Here is a 15,274-nt window from a genome sequence, read left to right as displayed (position 1 = left end):
CATGCTGAAGGTATCGGGCGTGCACACCTTCTACGGCGCGATCGAGGCGCTGAAGGGGATCGACATCGAGATCGGCGCCGGCGAGATCGTGTCGCTGATCGGGGCCAACGGGGCCGGCAAGTCGACGCTGCTGATGACGATCTGCGGCAGCCCGCGGGCACGCCAGGGCCGGGTGTTCTTCGAGGGCGAGGACATCACCGACCTGCCCACCCACGAGATCGTGCGGCGCGGCATCGCGCAAAGCCCGGAGGGGCGGCGCATCTTCCCGCGGATGACGGTGCTGGAGAATCTGCAGATGGGCTCGATCGTGGCCCAGCCCGGCAGTTTCGAGCGCGAGCTTGAGCGGGTTCTGACGCTGTTCCCGCGTCTGAAGGAGCGGATCAACCAGCGGGCCGGCACGATGTCGGGCGGCGAGCAGCAGATGCTGGCGATCGGGCGGGCGCTGATGAGCCAGCCGCGGCTTCTGCTGCTGGACGAGCCGAGCCTGGGTCTGGCGCCGCTGATCGTGAAGCAGATCTTCCAGGTGATCAAGGAGATCAACCGGGAGCAGAAGATGACGGTGTTCATGGTGGAGCAGAACGCGTTCCACGCGCTGAAGCTGGCGCACCGGGCCTATGTGATGGTGACGGGGAAGATCACGATGACGGGGACGGGGGCGCAGCTTCTGGCCGACCCGGAGGTGCGCGCCGCCTATCTGGAAGGGGGGCATTGAGATGGAGACGATCCTGGGGTCATCGGTTCCGGTGTTCGTGTTCCTGACGGTGCTGGTGTTCGGCGGCTGCGGGGTGCTGACCGGCCAGACGCTGGCGGAGGGCTGGAAGCCGGTGTCGAGCGTGCTTGCCTATTCGCTGCTGCTGGGGGCGGGCGACCGTTTCCTGGCCTGGGGCCTGTTCGGCGAGCAGCTGCTGGCACCATGGGGCTTCATCGTCCATACGCTGGTGATCGGGCTGATCACGCTGACCGCACACCGCATCGCCATCGCCCGGCGCATGGTCAACCAGTATCCATGGTTGTATGAGCCCGCCGGGCCCTTCGCCTGGAGGGAGCGCACGGGCGCGGAGTCCGGAAACTGAGTCATTGGGAATAGACCGTACGGCTGATTGGTGCCCGCGAAACTGTCGCACGCCGCGCCACTTGGGGTATGGTATTCTGGAAACCGCCGGAGGGGACCCGGCGGCAAGGCCCGCAAGGGCCGGGGGTATGTTGCAACAGGGACCACTCATAGAACAGGGAGCAAGCACACCCATGAAATTCAAACTGTCCCTTCTCGCCGCCATCGCGGCGACCGCGCTCTCCGCCACGGCCGCCAAGGCCGACATCGCGGTGGCCACCGCCGGCCCGATCACCGGCCAGTACGCCACCTTCGGCGAGCAGATGAAGAAGGGCATGGAGCAGGCTGTCGCGGACATCAATGCCGCCGGCGGTGTCCTGGGCCAGAAGCTGAAGCTGGAAGTCGGCGACGACGCCTGCGATCCCAAGCAGGCCGTCGCCGTCGCCAACCAGCTGGCCAAGGCCGGTGTGAAGTTCGTGGCCGGCCACTTCTGCTCGGGCTCGTCGATTCCGGCGAGCCAGGTCTATGCCGAGGAAGGCATGCTGCAGATCTCCCCGGCCTCGACCAACCCGAAGCTGACCGAGCAGGGCCTGAAGAACGTCTTCCGCGTCTGCGGCCGTGACGACCAGCAGGGCATGATCGCCGGCAAGTATCTGCTGGAGAAGTACAAGGGCAAGAACGTCGCCATCCTGCACGACAAGTCGGCCTACGGTAAGGGTCTGGCCGACGAGACGCAGAAGGCGCTGAATGCCGGCGGCCAGAAGGAAGCCATCTACGAAGCCTATACGGCCGGTGAGAAGGACTATTCCGCCCTGGTGTCGAAGCTGAAGCAAGCGAACGTCGACGCCGTCTATGTCGGTGGCTACCACACCGAGGCCGGCCTGCTGGCCCGCCAGATGAAGGACCAGGGCCTGAAGGCCCCCATCGTGTCGGGTGACGCGCTGGTGACCAACGAGTACTGGGCCATCACCGGCGATGCCGGCGAGGACACCATGATGACCTTCGGCCCGGATCCGCGCGAGAAGGCCGACGCCAAGGCCGTGGTGGAGAAGTTCCGCAAGGCCGGCTACGAGCCGGAAGGCTACACCCTGTACACCTACGCCGCGCTCCAGATCTGGGCCGAGGCGGTGAAGCAGGCGAAGTCGACGGACGCCGCCAAGGTCTCCGAGGTTCTGCGCAAGGGCAGCTACGAGACCGTCATCGGCAAGATCGGTTTCGACGCCAAGGGCGACGTCACCAGCCCGGCCTATGTCTGGTACAAGTGGCACAACGGCCAGTATGCCGAAGTGAAGTAAGCGACACGCATCAGCGTTGCGCGGAAGGGGTCGGCACCACGTGCCGGCCCTTTTGCGTTGGGGACTGCAGGACACCGGTTTCGCGGCGTCGCCGGATCAGGGAATCGGCCGGGGAACATGGGATACTGTCGGTTGCGCCGCCGCAAGGGTCGCCGGGGATGGGCCTGGACCGCCTCCCGGGCAGAGCCGCCGGCCCGACTGCTCGTCCAGCAGCCGTTGGGAGATCTGCATCACCTCCCGCCAGAAGGCGGCGGCGCGGATTTGATTGGCAGCCGTGAGTTCGACAAGACGAACGCGGCTCATGCGGATCGCGGTTTCACCCAGTTCATCAACCAGGCGGGTCGCGAAGGCAAGCACGTCGAGATCGGTGTTCATGACCCCTATGAACCCACAGCCGCGATCTTTGTTCCAGCCCGAAACCGCACTGCAGCAAAGACGCATGCGGAGTGCCCCGGTCGTGTTGCGCTGCGATAGAGCGCGATCGGTTCAAACGGAATCGTCCGGAGCGTGAATCGCACGAAAAATCAAAAGACCGGACCCCATCGGATGCTTCAATAAGCATCCGATGGGGTCCGGGGCCGCAGCGGCGTCCGCGAAGGGTCACCGAACGGACACTCGCCACGGCCGGGGTGTTTTGTGCTTCAATGGCGCCCTTCGCGGCGGCCGTGACGGCCGCCGGTTCGGGACGGGTTTTGGAGAACGGAAAATGCGCAGGAAGCGCGAGGTGGTCGAGGGACAGATTTACCGCAAGCTGTCCCCCAGCGGCGGCTATTGGGAGGTGATCGCCATCCGCAAGGACGGCATGGGCACCCAGCACGCCCAGATGAAGCGGACCGACGACCCGAAGACGCTGAAGACCCTGTCGGTGTCGACCCTGCTTGATCCGCAGCAGTTCGAGATCGTTACCGAGCAGTGACGGCCGCCGTGTCGTCGACCCGGCGGTAGAGGTCGACGCCCGGCCCGGCGGCCCGCCGTTCCAGCCGCCCCTTGGCGATCAGATGGTTGAGGTGCGCCACCGCTTCGCCCAGGGCGAAGACCGTCTGGTGGGTGTCGAGCGGCCTCGGGAACAGTGCCCGCGTCACTGCCGCCGCGGTCTGCGGCGTGGCGCACAGCGCCTCGATCTCGGCCAGCCGCTCCGCATGGTGGCGGGCCAGTTCCCCTGCGCGGGCATGCAGGCCGCGGAAGGGCCGGCCATGGGAGGGCAGCACCAGCGTCTCCGCCGGCAGGGCGGACCAGCCGGCAAGGCTGGCGAGATAGTCGGCGAGCGGGTCGGCCTCCGGCTCGGTCGGCCAGGCGCTGATGTTGGGGCTGATGCGCGGCAGGATCTGATCGCCGGAAATCAGCAGGCCGGGGCCGGCCGCGTCGGCTTGGCGGTGGAGGCTGACCGGCTCTGCCGTGTGGCCGCTGCCGCCAATCACCGTCCACAGCCGGTCCCCCACCGGCAGCCGGTCGCCGACCCGCAGCCGGGTGAGCGTTGCCGGGACGCTCGGCACGCCACGGCCATAGGCTCCCTTGCGGCCGAGCACGGCGGCCAGCGCCTCCGGCTCCAGCCCGCTGCGGCGGTAGAAGCGCTCGACCGCCGCGTCGGTGGCCGCGTCGCTGCCCGCCGACAGCGTCCGGGCGAACAGCCATTCGGTCAGCGAGGCGGCGAAGGACGCCCCGGTCCGCTCCACCAGCCAGCCGGCTGCGCCGATATGGTCGGGGTGGAAATGGGTGACGACGACCCGTTCCACCGGACGCCCGCCCAGCGCATCGCGCAACAGGAGCTCCCAAGCGGCGCGCGTGCGCGGATCGCCCAGCCCGCAATCGACCAGCGTCCAGCCGGCCGCGCCGCCGTCGAGCGCCCACACATTGATGTGGTCGAGCTGGAAGGGCAGCGACAGCCGGATCCACAGCACGCCGGGCGCCACCTCCTGCCAGCGGCCGGGATCCGGGGTGGCGCAAGGGAGGTAGTCGGTCTCATCGTCCGGGGTAGAAGGCATCGTGGGATCTGTCCAAGCCATTGTTATCGTAAGGGAAAGCGTAAGCTGGTGCGTTGCGGCAATTCTGCAACAGAAAAGATGGCCTTGCCGGGCTGGGATTGGAAGCGCCGCCGGCGGATTCCATAGTCGGAGCCGAAGCCCGGTCTGTCACGCCTTTCACCGCAGTCCGGGGCAGTCCCGATCCGCCGCCGATCCGTCGACGCCATCAAACGCCATCAACGATGGGAAACAAGACCATGACGATGCGTGGGATTCTGCTGGGCACGGCGCTGGCCGTCGCCGTTCCCTCCCTGGCCCTTTCGAGCGCGGCGTCCGCCGCCCCGGAAGGCTTCTATGTCGGCGCGGGTGCCGGCGTGAACTGGACCGAGGATGCCGACCTCAGCAGCTATCCGGCGCCGGGGCTGGGCCTGAAGGAGGAGTTCAAGATCGGCGGCATCGGCGACCTGTCGATCGGCTACGCCTCCGCGATGGGCCTGCGGGCCGAACTGGAGGCCGCCTGGCGCTGGCGCAACGGCGTCGACGGCACCAGCAGCGCCACGCCGGCGCTGAACGGGCTGGGCGGCAAGACGAGCTCGGTCGCCTTCATGGGCAACCTGCTGTACGACTTCAATCTCGGGCTGCCGATCACGCCCTATATCGGCGTCGGCGCGGGCGTGGCGGGGGTGAAGCAGACGCTGAACGGCGCGAGCGACCGCGACTGGGTCTTCGCCTATCAGGGGATCGTCGGCGCATCCTACGACGTCACCGACACTGTCGCGCTGACGCTCGACTATCGCTATTTCGCCACCGTCGATCCGGAGTTCGAGCTGGGTCCGGTGACGTCGAAGGGCGAGTACCGCAACCACACCATCCTGGCCGGTCTGCGCTACAGCTTCGGCGGGCCTGCGCGCGTCACGCCGGTCGCCGCCCCGGTTCCTGCCGCCCCGCCGGCCGCGGCCCAGCCGCAGAGCGAGTATCAGGTGTTCTTCGACTGGGACAAGGCGACGATCACGCCGACCTCCGACAGGATCATCGGCGATGCGGCCGACGCCGCCGGGCGGGTCCGAGCCGTCCGCATCCAGGTGATCGGCCATACCGACACTTCCGGTTCGCCGTCCTACAACCAGCGCCTGTCGATGCGTCGGGCCGAGGCGGTGCGCCAGGCGCTGGTCGCGCGCGGCACGCCGGCCGGGATGATCTCGATCGACGGGGTGGGCGAGAGCCAGCTGATGGTCCCGACCGGCCCGAACGTGCGCGAGCCGTCGAACCGCCGCGCCCAAATCCTGATCAGGGTCTCCTGATCAGTAACGTCCGGGCAGCGGACCCGGAAAGGGACGGTCGGGAAGTGTCGACACCCACCCTTTCGACCCTTTCCGGCACCCCTCCTTGCGATTGCCGTGCGTCGGCGTGCGAAGGAGGTAGCGTTGACCGTTGCGTCAGCGTATGACGGTGCAGCGCGCATCTTCGGTTCGAGACGTTACATGCAGGTTCTGATCGCCGACGATCATTCCATCGTCCGCAGCGGCTTGACCCATCTGGTGGGTGAACTGGACGAGCAGGCCACGGTGGTGGCGGCCACCAGCTTCGGTCAATTGAACGCCATTCTCGATGAGGGGACCGCGTTCGACCTGATCGTCATGGATCTGCGGATGCCCGGGCTCGGCGGGCTGGACGATGTCGAGGCGCTGGTCAGGCGCGTGGCGCCGGTGCCGGTCGCCATCTTCTCGATGATCGACTCGCCGGACGAGATGCGCGCGGTGCTGTCGCGCGGCGTGCGCGCCTTCATCCCGAAATCGACCGACGACGTGCTGGTGGTGAACATCCTGCGGCTGGTGATGGCTGGCGGATCCTATGTGCCGCCGGTGCTGGGAATGCCGGGGGCACCGGCCGCGGCCGGTACGGCGGCGCGCAACGGCGTGCCCGGCCTGTTCGACGGGCTGACCCGCCGTCAGCTGGAGGTGCTGGACCTGCTGGCCCAGGGCCTGTCGAACCAGGAGATCGGCGAGCGGCTGGGGCTGAACCTGTCCACGGTGAAGACCCATGTCACTGGCGTGCTGAAGGCGCTGGGCGTCGGCAGCCGTACCCAGGCGGTCCTGCTGGTCAAGGAATCGGGGCGCGACCGGCTGGCGTGAGATGGCTGGTGTGAGGCGGGCCGCCTACAGCAGTGCGTTCAGCAGCGAGCCGCGGCCGGCGTAATAGTCGCTGGTCGATGCGCCCAGCAGCATTGAGGCCGGGTTGGAACTGCTGCTGCCGGCGCCCAGGATCGAGGCCAGCCCCTGCAGCTTGGCATTGTTGCCGAAGGGGTTGTCGCCCTTGGCCGGCTGCTTGGCGATGGTGTCGTAGTCCTTGCTGTAATTGCCCATGCGCAGTTGGACGCCGTAGCTCTTGGCGTCCTTGACCGGCACGTCCTTCTCGCGGGCGATGCGCAGCGTGTAGTCGCCCTTGTCCAGCGTCATCTGGCCGGACTTCAGCTTCTGGAAGGCGTCATAGGTGGCGCCGGAATCCTTGTTGCTGTCGGCCAGCACCTTGCCGCCGCGATCCATCAACTGCACCCGCACCCCGGCGTCGCCCACGGTTCCCAGCGTCGCCGCGCCGGAACTGGTGACCGAGAATTTGTAAAAGTCGGCCGGGTCGTTGGCCGCCAGCGAGCTGAAGACGTTCAGCCGGCTGGTATCCTTGACCAGCGTGCCGATGTTGGTCGCGAAGGGGGCGGCGTTCAGCGCCGACTTGTTGACCGACTGCTCGTATTCCTGGACCTTGCCGGCCGCACCGCCGCTGGTCCCGCCGGCCGCCTGCTGCTGGACGCGCTTGACCGCGGCGTCGATCGACTGCTGCAGGCTCTGGGCCATGCCGCCGACATCGGCGTAACTGGACAGGCTGACCATGGTGCGTTCCCCTCGTTCCGCTTCCCTGGAAGGAATGGCGATCGAGGGGATTGCAGGATGCGGGCCAAAGGCAACCCTTTGGTGAGTAAAGGCTTTACAGCTGGGGCAGACTTGCCGGGCGGCAGCTTTGGCCCTGCCGTTCCCGGTGATGGCGGCAGGAATTTCCCATCATGGCCCCGACGGGGGGAGGCATCAGGTTCCCGGCACCACCCGTTGCAGGGCGAGCGTCGCCGGGAAGCACAGGGCGGCCAGCAGCACCGCCCAGCCGGCACCGCCGGCCGCGGCGACCAGCACCGCGTCATAGAGCGCGATGGCGGCGATCAGCAGCCCCACCGCCTTCGGCACGTCGCCCGGCGAGCGGCGGAACAGGCGGAACAGCGCAACCGCCATGGCGCCCAGCAGCGCCAGCCACAGCAGCAGCCCGGCAAGGTCGCCGCCGCGCAGCCACAAGGTGGCGGCCAGCGTGCCGAGCAGCGGCAGGGCGAGCACCGCCAGCGGCCAGGCGCGGTCCAGACGGTCGTAGGCCTCCTGCCTGGCGGCATAGGTCAGGCCGACGACATGGGCGAACAGCCCGGCGGCCCCCAGCACCAGCGCCGGCCCGGCCGATGCACCGGCGATGGCGGCGGCGGTGGAATAGGCGAAGAAGCGGCAGGCCCCCATGATCGCCGGGGCCAGCGCCGTCCGCTTGTGCACCACATCGTAGATCAGGATCGCCGCCGCCAGCGCCGCCCCGTTCAGCGCACCGGCCGCCCCGCTGCGCGCCGCCAGCGCCAGCCCGAGCGCCAGCAGCAGGAAGCCGGCGACGAACACGGCGATGCGGGACGCGTCGCCGCGCGGGATCGGCCGGTTGGGCCGCTCCTGCGCATCGATGGCGGCGTCGAAGGCGTCGTTCAGATACATGCCGCCGACATAGAACAGCGCCAGAGCCAGGGAGGCTTCCAGCAGCGGCGCCAGCAGCGGCCCGCCCGACATGCCGACCCCCGCCAGCGTCAGCCCGGCCAGCGCGTCGCTGACCACCGTCGGCAGGTTGGACACCCGCCCCAGCACCAGCGCCGCCCGCGGCCGGATCAGCCAAGCCGTTGAAGCACCCATCGCAATTCCTTCTCGATTCCCGCGGTGACGTCGATGCCGCCCAGCTCCGGCGGCAGGACCGACCAAGTGTAGGTCTCCACCTCCAAATGGGAGGTGAAGGGCCGGTTGCGATGGAGCAACAGCAGCCGCTCCAGCGAATCGGCGGTGGAGGCCAGCGGCGGGGCCGGTTCGGCAAACAGCGGCACATGGACATGGATGCGCCATTCCTCGCCGTCCGCCGCCGTGCCGCGCTCCAGCGCCTGCGGCAGGTCGAGCGCGCGCAGCACCGTACCGTCGGCCCTCCGCGCCATGGTCTGGTGCAGATAGACGCCGTCATGGAAGGCCGCCGCCCGCCGCCGGGCATCGGCGTCCAGCCGCGCGATGCGCAGGGCGGCGCTGATCTGCATCTTGTGGATCGGGATGCCGGCGGTGTCCAGGGCGGAAAGCGTCGCCTCCGGTTCCTCGAACATCACCGCCATGTGGCAGGCGTCGAGGCAGAGGCCGAGATGGCGCGGCAGGGCGGCAGCCGCGTCGTCCGGATCGAGCCCGGTCAGCTCCGCCAGCCGTCCCGCCGCCGCCGGGGTGAACAGATGGCCGCCGAAGAAGGCGACGGCATCGGCGGTGGTCTCCAGCAGGCAGAAGGGCTCCGGCTCCAGCGCCAGCGCGACGCGGCGGCCGGTTTCCCGCTCCAGCCGGACCAGCCCGGCGGCGGCACGGAGCAGCCCGTCGGCCACCGCGGCTTCCCGGCCGCGCGTCCGCGGCGCGAAGCCGCCGGGCACGGTGCTGATGGTCGCAGTCTTCTTCGGCGGCACCAGCGTCGCCATGATGCGGGCGAGGTCCAACGTGTAGGCCAGCCGGTCCGGCGTGGTCCAGTCCGGTTCATAGACCGCCTCCTTCACCGGCACGCCGTGGAAGGGTCCATAGGGGAAGCCGTTCATGGTGTAGGCGGCGAAGCCCTCGCCGGCGAAGATCGCCGCCAGCTCCGTCGCGGCGTCCGGCCGGGCCGCCGCCTCCGCCGACAGGCGCAGCCCGACCGCGAAGGGCTCCGCCGGGCAAAGCCGGCGCGCGATGGTCCGCACCGGCCCCAGCAGGGCGGCGCGCACCTCCGCCAGCGTCTGGGTCGGGTGGACGTTCAGGCAGTAGCCGAGCGTCCCGCGGCCGTCCGGCAACCGCATCAGCCCTGTTCCCGCATCAGCTTTGCTCCCGCAGGGCGAGCCAGCCGATGGCCCGCTCGACCAGCGCCGGGTCCATCGCGTTCACCTCGACGCCGCGGCCGATGCCGGCCAGCAGGGTGATGGTCAGCCGGCCGCCGAGATGCTCGCGGAACTCCTCCAGCCCGGCCAGCACCAGCGGCCGGCCGTCTTCGCGGCGCCGCGCCAGGGCCGGATGCCACAGGCGGAAGCCCAGATGCTCCAGCAGCACCGCGACGCGCAGATCCTCACCCTCCGGCAGCAGGCCGGCCAGCACCGAATAGCGGGTGTCGAGCGCGATGCCGATCGCCACCGCCTCGCCGTGGCGCAGAAGGTTGCGGGTGATGGTCTCGAGCTTGTGGGCCGACCAGTGGCCGAAATCGAGCGGGCGGGCGCTGCCCTGCTCGAACGGGTCGCCGCCTTCGGCGATCTGGCGCATGTGCAGCTCGGCGCAGCGGCGGATCAGGTGCTCGACCGCCGGGATCTCGAACAGGGCGAGCGCGTCGGCCGAGCGCTCCAGCCATTCGAAGAAGGCACCGTCGCGGATCAGCGCCACCTTGACCGCCTCGGCCATGCCGGCCAGCCGGTCGCGCGGCGGCAGCGTGTCGAGGAAGGCCGAATCGTTGACCACCGCCCAGGGCGGGGCGAAGGTGCCGATCTGGTTCTTGGCGCCGTTGCGGTTGATCGCGCTCTTCACCCCGACGCCCGAATCGTTCTGCGCCAGCACCGTCGTCGGCACCCGCACCAGCCGCACCCCGCGATGCGCGGTCGAGGCGGCGAGCCCGACCGCGTCGAGGAAGGCGCCGCCGCCGACCGCGACCACATAGGAATGGCGGTCGATGCCGGCGCCGAGGATGACGTCATGCATCTGCCCGATCAGCGCCGGATCGTTCTTCACCGCCTCGCCCCCCGGCAGTACGACCGGCTCGCGCACCAGCATGGGCAGGTCGCCGCGCCCGGCGAAATGGGCGGAGATCGCGGCGGGCAGGCCGGGATGGCCGGACAGCACCCCGAGATCGACGAAGGCGACGCAGCGCGGCCGCGGCGTGCCGTCCTGGATGGCGGCCTCCGTTGCGGCCCCCATTGCCGCCCCCATTGCCGCCGCAAGCGCGCCGTTCGCCGGATCGAAGGCGTCGCGGGTGAAGACGACGGCATAGTCGAAGGCGACGGTGAAGCGCTGGCGGTGGATCCGGATGGTGTCGGGCAAGCCGTCGGTCCGGGTGGTGGCGTCCGCCGGGTGCGTGGTCGGAATGGGCATCTGCGTGTTGCTCCGCCTTGCCGTGGGGTGCGCGTACAGTCCATCTTCGCGATGTGCGATTCAGAAATACGCTTTATACGATGACGAAAGCTAGCGACGCATCCTTGTGGTCGCAATAGATCTGTTCAAGTCACGATGTCTTTGATACAGACTATTGCTCACGCGGCGTCAGGAAGACGCAGGCGTGTGGCAATGAAAGAATGAATATCTGCGTATGTCACATGAGAAATGTGACAGCGAACAGATGCGTATACTCGGTTTCTATCCTGTAATGACTGTGACGAATTGATTCACGAGCGGCGCTCTTGTGCGCCGGCATGGAGGAATGTCCGCATGTCCTATCTGACCGGGCCTCGGCTGACCTTTACGGGAAAGTTCATCGCCGACGTCTCGACGGTGAACAACCACGACTATGCGTACAAGGACGACAAGCGCTATACGGCGGAGGATTACGCCGGCTGGAAGATCGGCTACTGGAACCCCTACGGCACCGGCGTGTGGCGGCTGACGGACTGCAAGGTCACCGGCGCGGTGACCGCGGACGGTCGGCCGGTGGCGGCTGACCCGGTGCTCGGTCTGGCGGTGACCGATGCCGACGACCGGCCGCCGGCCAAGATGGTCGATCTCGATACCGACCAGCAGATGGTCTCGGCGATCTGGGGTCTGCTGGTGCGGCTGACCGGCGTCAACGGGCTGGAACTGCTGCGCGGCGATTTCGACGTCGCGTCCTTCACCGACCTGTGGGCGCGCAACTGGTCACCCGGCAAGGCTTTCGAGCACCCGCCGCACCCGCCGGCCTATTTCGGCGCCAGCTTCCAGTCGGTGCTGAAGGATCTGGCATGGGGCGACGTTTCCGCCTCCGCCTTCCTGACCGCGCTGAAGGAGGCGGCTGCCGACGGGCTGCTGTCGATCAAGTTCAACGTCACCGGCTACAATGCGGGCTACGGCGTCAATCCGCCGGACCACATCCGTTATCTGCCCAACCCGCCCGACTTCACCACCGGCGTGCTGACCGGCAGCATCGGCGTCGCCCGCAAGGACGAGCCTCGCTTCTTCACGCTCGGCCGCCGCATCCAGCCGGTCACCAGCGACGGCAATGCCGGCAGCCCGGTGCCCTTCTACTACGCCACCGCCGCGGTGGACGAGGCGGCCGGCCGGCTGAGCGTCGACCTGGGCAACTCCATTCCGTTCCGCGAATGGCGCGGGGCGATGGTCGACCAGCCGTTGCAGGTCGGCTATTTCGGCGGTGCGCAGGGCTTCGTCAAGCTGGCGGACGTGGCGCCGGGCAACGAGTGGTACGAGACCACCGCCGGCATCGTCGACATCGCGCTGACCGGCGACCAGCTCGCCGCCGTCGGCTCCAACCCGCTGGCGGTCTATTCGCCGACGCTGAACACGATCCTCGGCCAGGAGTCGCCCGATGGCCGGGTGGTGAAGGCCGACGAGTTCGTCTTCCGCATGAGCCCGGGCGACAGCACGCCGGTCACGCTGTGGGCGACCAAATTCGGCAAGCCGCTGGAGGGCGCCGAGATCGCGGTGGCGCTCGATCCGAGCGGGCTGTCGGGCTATGGCGGCTCGCCGGCTGTCGGGGTGCCGGAAGCGGCGCTGACCTTCCCCGACACGCTGACCACCGACGCGGCCGGCAAGGCTGAGCTGGTGCTGACCGGCGGCGATCCCGGCGAGCCGCGCAAGGCCGACGACATCGACGGGCAGGTCTACGGCGTCCGCCCGGCCTTCGCCGATGCCACGCCGCTGTCCTACTACGACCCCTTCGACTTCATCAGCGTCCTGCTGTGGAGCCCCTACGCGGTACCGGAGAAGCCGACCTGGGAACAGGACATCGAGCCGATCCTGTTCCAGTACGCCAACCTGTACCCGGTGATGCTGCCGGTGCTGGACATGTCCGACTATGACAGCGTCCGCAAGCATCTCTATTCGCTGCAGGTCGCCATGTCGCTGCCGGTCGAGGATCCCAACTACATGCCGGTCGTGCGCGACCTGTCGCCGGCCAAGCGCGAGGCGGTCCTGAAATGGGCGGCCGACCCGGTCCGCGGCGAGGTGACGGCGCCCAAGCCGCCGCGGTCGACGGCGGTCTCGCCGGAGGTGCAGGAGGCGCTGAGCTGGCTGGCCACCAAGCCGATCAGGCCGCCCTTCCTGCGCAAGTGACGGACCGGCCCTTCCCGCAATCCGCCCGACCCAGCCCGAATCCGCTCGATGGAGCTCATGCCATGACCACCGACGCCAGCCAGGCGGAGGCCGTCGCGGTGCCGGCCGCCGGCACCAAGGCGACCGACATCGCCAAGTCAGCCCTGAAAACCCTGTTCGTGAGGGCCAAGCGGCCGACCACGATCGAGGATATCCGCTACAATCTCCAGCTCGCGGTCGAGCTGGAACACGCCACCCTGCCGGTCTATCTCCAGGCCGCCTATTCGCTGGACGATGCGAAGAACGGCGTCATCGCCAACATGATCATCGGCGTTGCGATGCAGGAGATGGAGCATTTCTGCCAGGCCGCCAACATCCTGGTCGCCGTCGGCGGCCATCCGGCGATCGACGACCCGAAATTCGTTCCGACCTATCCCGGCGGCCTGCCGAAGGAGATCGGCACCCAGCCCGGCCAGCCGCAGTTCATCGTGCATCTGCGTCCCTTCTCCAAGGACCAGATCAAGAATTGCTTCATGGTGATCGAGGAGCCGGCCGATCCGGTCGACATCAAGGACACCGGGCTGCTGAAGGCGGCCTCCGACATCCAGGACAATTACCGCACCATCGGCGAGTTCTACGAGGACATCGCCAAGGCGCTGACCGCTCTGGGCGATGGCGTCTTCTCCGGCAAGCCGGACGGGCAGGTCTACGGCATGTTCGGCATCAAGCCGATCCTGTGCCTTGCCGACGCCCAGGCCGCCATCGAGCGCATCATCGTCGAAGGCGAAGGCACGCCGACCGCCCCGACCGAGGACGACACCGGCGACATGGCCCATTACTACACCTATTACGAGATCTACAAGGGCCGCAAGATCGCCAAGCAGGGGGACGACTGGGTCTTCACCGACGAGACCATCCCCTTCGACCCGACCGGCGTCGCCGACATTCCCGACGACCCCAAGCAGGAGGATTATCCGCCCGGCTCGGCGGCGGCGATCCAGTCGCAATCCTTCAACACCTATTACTCGAACCTGCTGAAGGCGCTGCACCAGTCCTTCAACGGCAATCCCGACAAGATCAACGACGCCGTCGCGCTGATGTTCGACCTGAAGATCCAGGCGAAGAGCCTGATGCAGACGCCGCTGAACGACGGGACCGGCAAGTGCGCCGCGCCGACCTGGCAATACATCCCCTGACGGTATTTCCGACGCACCAAGGATCATTGACATGACCGGATTCCTCCGCACCATCACGGCCGGTGCCATCGCCATGGGGGCGGCCGTCCTGGGGCTGACCGCCCTGTCCGGGGCCGCCCAGGCCCGCGATTTCGGCAACATCTACGCCACCTTCGGCGTCCACAACCCGTCCTGGGTCAGCAATTGCCCGTGGAAGGGCTGCGTCGTCCCGCGCAATGCCGGCGAGCCGTCCGACCCGCTGTTCCCGGCCTTCTGGTCGACCAACTGGACGATGTACCGGGTCTTCAACAAATATGTGGAAGCGCCGCCGCCCTATGACGGCAAGCCGCCGGCCCCGCTGAAGGAAGGCGAGGATTACGAGGTCTCCTACGGCTCGACCTATTACGACAGCACCGTCGCCGGCCCGATGGGCAAGGGCGCGATGATGGAGCATTACGAGAAGCGCTGCCTGCCGATCTTCCCCGGCAGCAACCAGTTCACCTGTTCCTTCGTCTCGCTCGGCGACCGCGCCTTCTTCCTGACCTATGAGCAGGACCGGCCGGCGGGCATGCCGCCCTGCTGCAGCTTCTCGCCGCTGAACCACCCGCCGCGGCGCGACTTCATCAAGCATCTGCCCTACAGCAGCGGCGACAGCGCCCGGCTGAACTATCAGATCCAGGGCTATTCGATCTGGGTCGGCACCAATGGCGGCCCGGCCCAGACCGGCGTCAGCCCGGACCAGACCGCCAACGGCGGCATCCTGTTCGGCTATGCCTTCAACGCCAAGGCGGTGCCGGACACCGAAGGGCTGACCGACGAGCCGTACCGCCATCCGCCGAACGTCGCCCCGGACAAGCCCGGCAAGCCGGTGCCGTCGGAAGGCGCCTCGACCGAGCCCTACCGCAAGCCGCAGTCCTTCTATTTCTCCGGCGTGCCGAAGCAGGCGGCGCCGCTGCCCGACGCGCCGATCGTCAGCCAGAATTTCGCCAACTTCGCCCAGGTCCGCCCGGATCCGGCGAAGAGCTGGGATCTGATCGGCAAGATGTGCGTCGGCGAGATCCCGAACTGCGAGCTGTTCAACCGCCCGGCCGAGAATCCGCCGGCCAGCGCTGCGCTCCAGTCGCCGGCTCCGGCGGCCGAGGCCGCCACGGCGGTCGCGCCGGTGTCCGGCACCTGGGGCGGCATTCCGGTGAAGTAAGCCGGGGGAAGGGACGATGGAGGGGGCGGTGGGGTTCCGGTCGCC

General features: G+C 68.3%; 15 protein-coding genes. 9 read left to right on the top strand and 6 right to left on the bottom strand.

The window, feature by feature from the left end:
- Position 1: 1 nt before the first annotated feature.
- The 3 genes from AL072_RS29545 (at position 2) to AL072_RS29535 (ending at position 2,346) form a co-directional block, all read left to right on the top strand.
- Positions 2 to 712 (top strand): ABC transporter ATP-binding protein, encoded by a 711-nt coding sequence (locus tag AL072_RS29545; protein WP_045583517.1) that lies wholly within the window; start codon positions 2 to 4, stop codon positions 710 to 712.
- 1 nt (position 713) lies between these two features.
- Complete coding sequence (locus tag AL072_RS29540; protein ID WP_045585059.1) at positions 714 to 1,073, top strand: DUF6867 family protein; 360 nt, start codon at positions 714 to 716, stop codon at positions 1,071 to 1,073.
- A 172-nt stretch (positions 1,074 to 1,245) separates the two neighbouring features.
- The gene (locus tag AL072_RS29535) at positions 1,246 to 2,346 is read left to right on the top strand and encodes a branched-chain amino acid ABC transporter substrate-binding protein (protein WP_045585058.1); all 1,101 of its coding nucleotides are present in this window, start codon (positions 1,246 to 1,248) and stop codon (positions 2,344 to 2,346) included.
- Between the two features lie 96 nt (positions 2,347 to 2,442).
- Here AL072_RS29535 and AL072_RS29530 read toward each other — a convergent pair whose 3' ends face one another.
- The gene (locus AL072_RS29530; protein ID WP_045585057.1) at positions 2,443 to 2,721 is read right to left on the bottom strand and encodes a hypothetical protein; all 279 of its coding nucleotides are present in this window, start codon (positions 2,719 to 2,721) and stop codon (positions 2,443 to 2,445) included.
- 331 nt (positions 2,722 to 3,052) lie between these two features.
- Here AL072_RS29530 and AL072_RS29525 point away from each other — a divergent pair, with 331 nt between their 5' ends.
- Positions 3,053 to 3,262: a hypothetical protein gene (locus tag AL072_RS29525; protein WP_045585056.1), complete on the top strand. Its 210-nt coding sequence runs from the start codon at positions 3,053 to 3,055 to the stop codon at positions 3,260 to 3,262.
- Here AL072_RS29525 and AL072_RS29520 read toward each other — a convergent pair.
- On the bottom strand, positions 3,249 to 4,328 hold the full coding sequence (locus AL072_RS29520; RefSeq protein ID WP_045585055.1) for an MBL fold metallo-hydrolase: 1,080 nt from the start codon (positions 4,326 to 4,328) through the stop codon (positions 3,249 to 3,251). The genes AL072_RS29525 and AL072_RS29520 overlap by 14 nt on opposite strands.
- Positions 4,329 to 4,564: 236 nt before the next feature.
- Between AL072_RS29520 and AL072_RS29515 the strand changes: the two genes are divergently transcribed.
- Together AL072_RS29515 and AL072_RS29510 are read left to right on the top strand one after the other, a co-directional pair.
- Positions 4,565 to 5,608 carry an OmpA family protein gene (locus tag AL072_RS29515; RefSeq protein ID WP_045585054.1) on the top strand — a complete coding sequence of 348 codons (1,044 nt, stop codon included), beginning with the start codon at positions 4,565 to 4,567 and terminating at the stop codon, positions 5,606 to 5,608.
- 180 nt (positions 5,609 to 5,788) lie between these two features.
- Complete coding sequence (locus AL072_RS29510) at positions 5,789 to 6,439, top strand: response regulator transcription factor (RefSeq protein ID WP_045585053.1); 651 nt, start codon at positions 5,789 to 5,791, stop codon at positions 6,437 to 6,439.
- 24 nt (positions 6,440 to 6,463) lie between these two features.
- Here AL072_RS29510 and AL072_RS29505 read toward each other — a convergent pair whose 3' ends face one another.
- From AL072_RS29505 to AL072_RS29490, 4 genes are all read right to left on the bottom strand, one after another.
- Positions 6,464 to 7,192, bottom strand: a complete 729-nt coding sequence (locus tag AL072_RS29505) for a hypothetical protein (protein WP_045585052.1) — start codon at positions 7,190 to 7,192, stop codon at positions 6,464 to 6,466.
- Positions 7,193 to 7,384: 192 nt separating this feature from the next.
- On the bottom strand, positions 7,385 to 8,284 hold the full coding sequence (locus tag AL072_RS29500) for a UbiA family prenyltransferase (protein ID WP_045585051.1): 900 nt from the start codon (positions 8,282 to 8,284) through the stop codon (positions 7,385 to 7,387).
- Complete coding sequence (gene eboE, locus AL072_RS29495) at positions 8,260 to 9,438, bottom strand: metabolite traffic protein EboE (protein ID WP_045585050.1); 1,179 nt, start codon at positions 9,436 to 9,438, stop codon at positions 8,260 to 8,262. The genes AL072_RS29500 and eboE overlap by 25 nt, the downstream gene beginning before the upstream one ends.
- Positions 9,439 to 9,454: 16 nt before the next feature.
- On the bottom strand, positions 9,455 to 10,711 hold the full coding sequence (locus AL072_RS29490; protein WP_082109274.1) for a 3-dehydroquinate synthase: 1,257 nt from the start codon (positions 10,709 to 10,711) through the stop codon (positions 9,455 to 9,457).
- A 333-nt stretch (positions 10,712 to 11,044) separates the two neighbouring features.
- Here AL072_RS29490 and AL072_RS29485 point away from each other — a divergent pair, with 333 nt between their 5' ends.
- From AL072_RS29485 to AL072_RS29475, 3 genes are all read left to right on the top strand, one after another.
- On the top strand, positions 11,045 to 12,877 hold the full coding sequence (locus AL072_RS29485; RefSeq protein WP_045585049.1) for a hypothetical protein: 1,833 nt from the start codon (positions 11,045 to 11,047) through the stop codon (positions 12,875 to 12,877).
- Between the two features lie 62 nt (positions 12,878 to 12,939).
- Entirely contained in the window at positions 12,940 to 14,052 is a 1,113-nt protein-coding gene (locus tag AL072_RS29480; RefSeq protein WP_045585048.1) for a ferritin-like domain-containing protein, read from the top strand.
- Between the two features lie 31 nt (positions 14,053 to 14,083).
- Positions 14,084 to 15,229: a hypothetical protein gene (locus AL072_RS29475; RefSeq protein WP_052710344.1), complete on the top strand. Its 1,146-nt coding sequence runs from the start codon at positions 14,084 to 14,086 to the stop codon at positions 15,227 to 15,229.
- Positions 15,230 to 15,274 lie beyond the last annotated feature (45 nt).

Source organism: Azospirillum thiophilum, from assembly GCF_001305595.1.
Lineage (GTDB): Bacteria > Pseudomonadota > Alphaproteobacteria > Azospirillales > Azospirillaceae > Azospirillum > Azospirillum thiophilum.
This window is presented reverse-complemented; position numbering and strand designations above follow the sequence as displayed.

Bases quoted from the DNA above. Each gene is read 5' to 3' on its own strand.
- AL072_RS29545 (WP_045583517.1), top strand. From the start codon at position 2: ATGCTGAAGGTATCGGGCGTGCACACCTTCTACGGCGCGATCGAGGCG.
- AL072_RS29540 (WP_045585059.1), top strand. From the start codon at position 714: ATGGAGACGATCCTGGGGTCATCGGTTCCGGTGTTCGTGTTCCTGACG.
- AL072_RS29535 (WP_045585058.1), top strand. From the start codon at position 1,246: ATGAAATTCAAACTGTCCCTTCTCGCCGCCATCGCGGCGACCGCGCTC.
- AL072_RS29530 (WP_045585057.1), bottom strand. From the start codon at position 2,721: ATGAACACCGATCTCGACGTGCTTGCCTTCGCGACCCGCCTGGTTGAT.
- AL072_RS29525 (WP_045585056.1), top strand. From the start codon at position 3,053: ATGCGCAGGAAGCGCGAGGTGGTCGAGGGACAGATTTACCGCAAGCTG.
- AL072_RS29520 (WP_045585055.1), bottom strand. From the start codon at position 4,328: ATGCCTTCTACCCCGGACGATGAGACCGACTACCTCCCTTGCGCCACC.
- AL072_RS29515 (WP_045585054.1), top strand. From the start codon at position 4,565: ATGACGATGCGTGGGATTCTGCTGGGCACGGCGCTGGCCGTCGCCGTT.
- AL072_RS29510 (WP_045585053.1), top strand. From the start codon at position 5,789: ATGCAGGTTCTGATCGCCGACGATCATTCCATCGTCCGCAGCGGCTTG.
- AL072_RS29505 (WP_045585052.1), bottom strand. From the start codon at position 7,192: ATGGTCAGCCTGTCCAGTTACGCCGATGTCGGCGGCATGGCCCAGAGC.
- AL072_RS29500 (WP_045585051.1), bottom strand. From the start codon at position 8,284: ATGGGTGCTTCAACGGCTTGGCTGATCCGGCCGCGGGCGGCGCTGGTG.
- eboE (WP_045585050.1), bottom strand. From the start codon at position 9,438: ATGCGGTTGCCGGACGGCCGCGGGACGCTCGGCTACTGCCTGAACGTC.
- AL072_RS29490 (WP_082109274.1), bottom strand. From the start codon at position 10,711: ATGCCCATTCCGACCACGCACCCGGCGGACGCCACCACCCGGACCGAC.
- AL072_RS29485 (WP_045585049.1), top strand. From the start codon at position 11,045: ATGTCCTATCTGACCGGGCCTCGGCTGACCTTTACGGGAAAGTTCATC.
- AL072_RS29480 (WP_045585048.1), top strand. From the start codon at position 12,940: ATGACCACCGACGCCAGCCAGGCGGAGGCCGTCGCGGTGCCGGCCGCC.
- AL072_RS29475 (WP_052710344.1), top strand. From the start codon at position 14,084: ATGACCGGATTCCTCCGCACCATCACGGCCGGTGCCATCGCCATGGGG.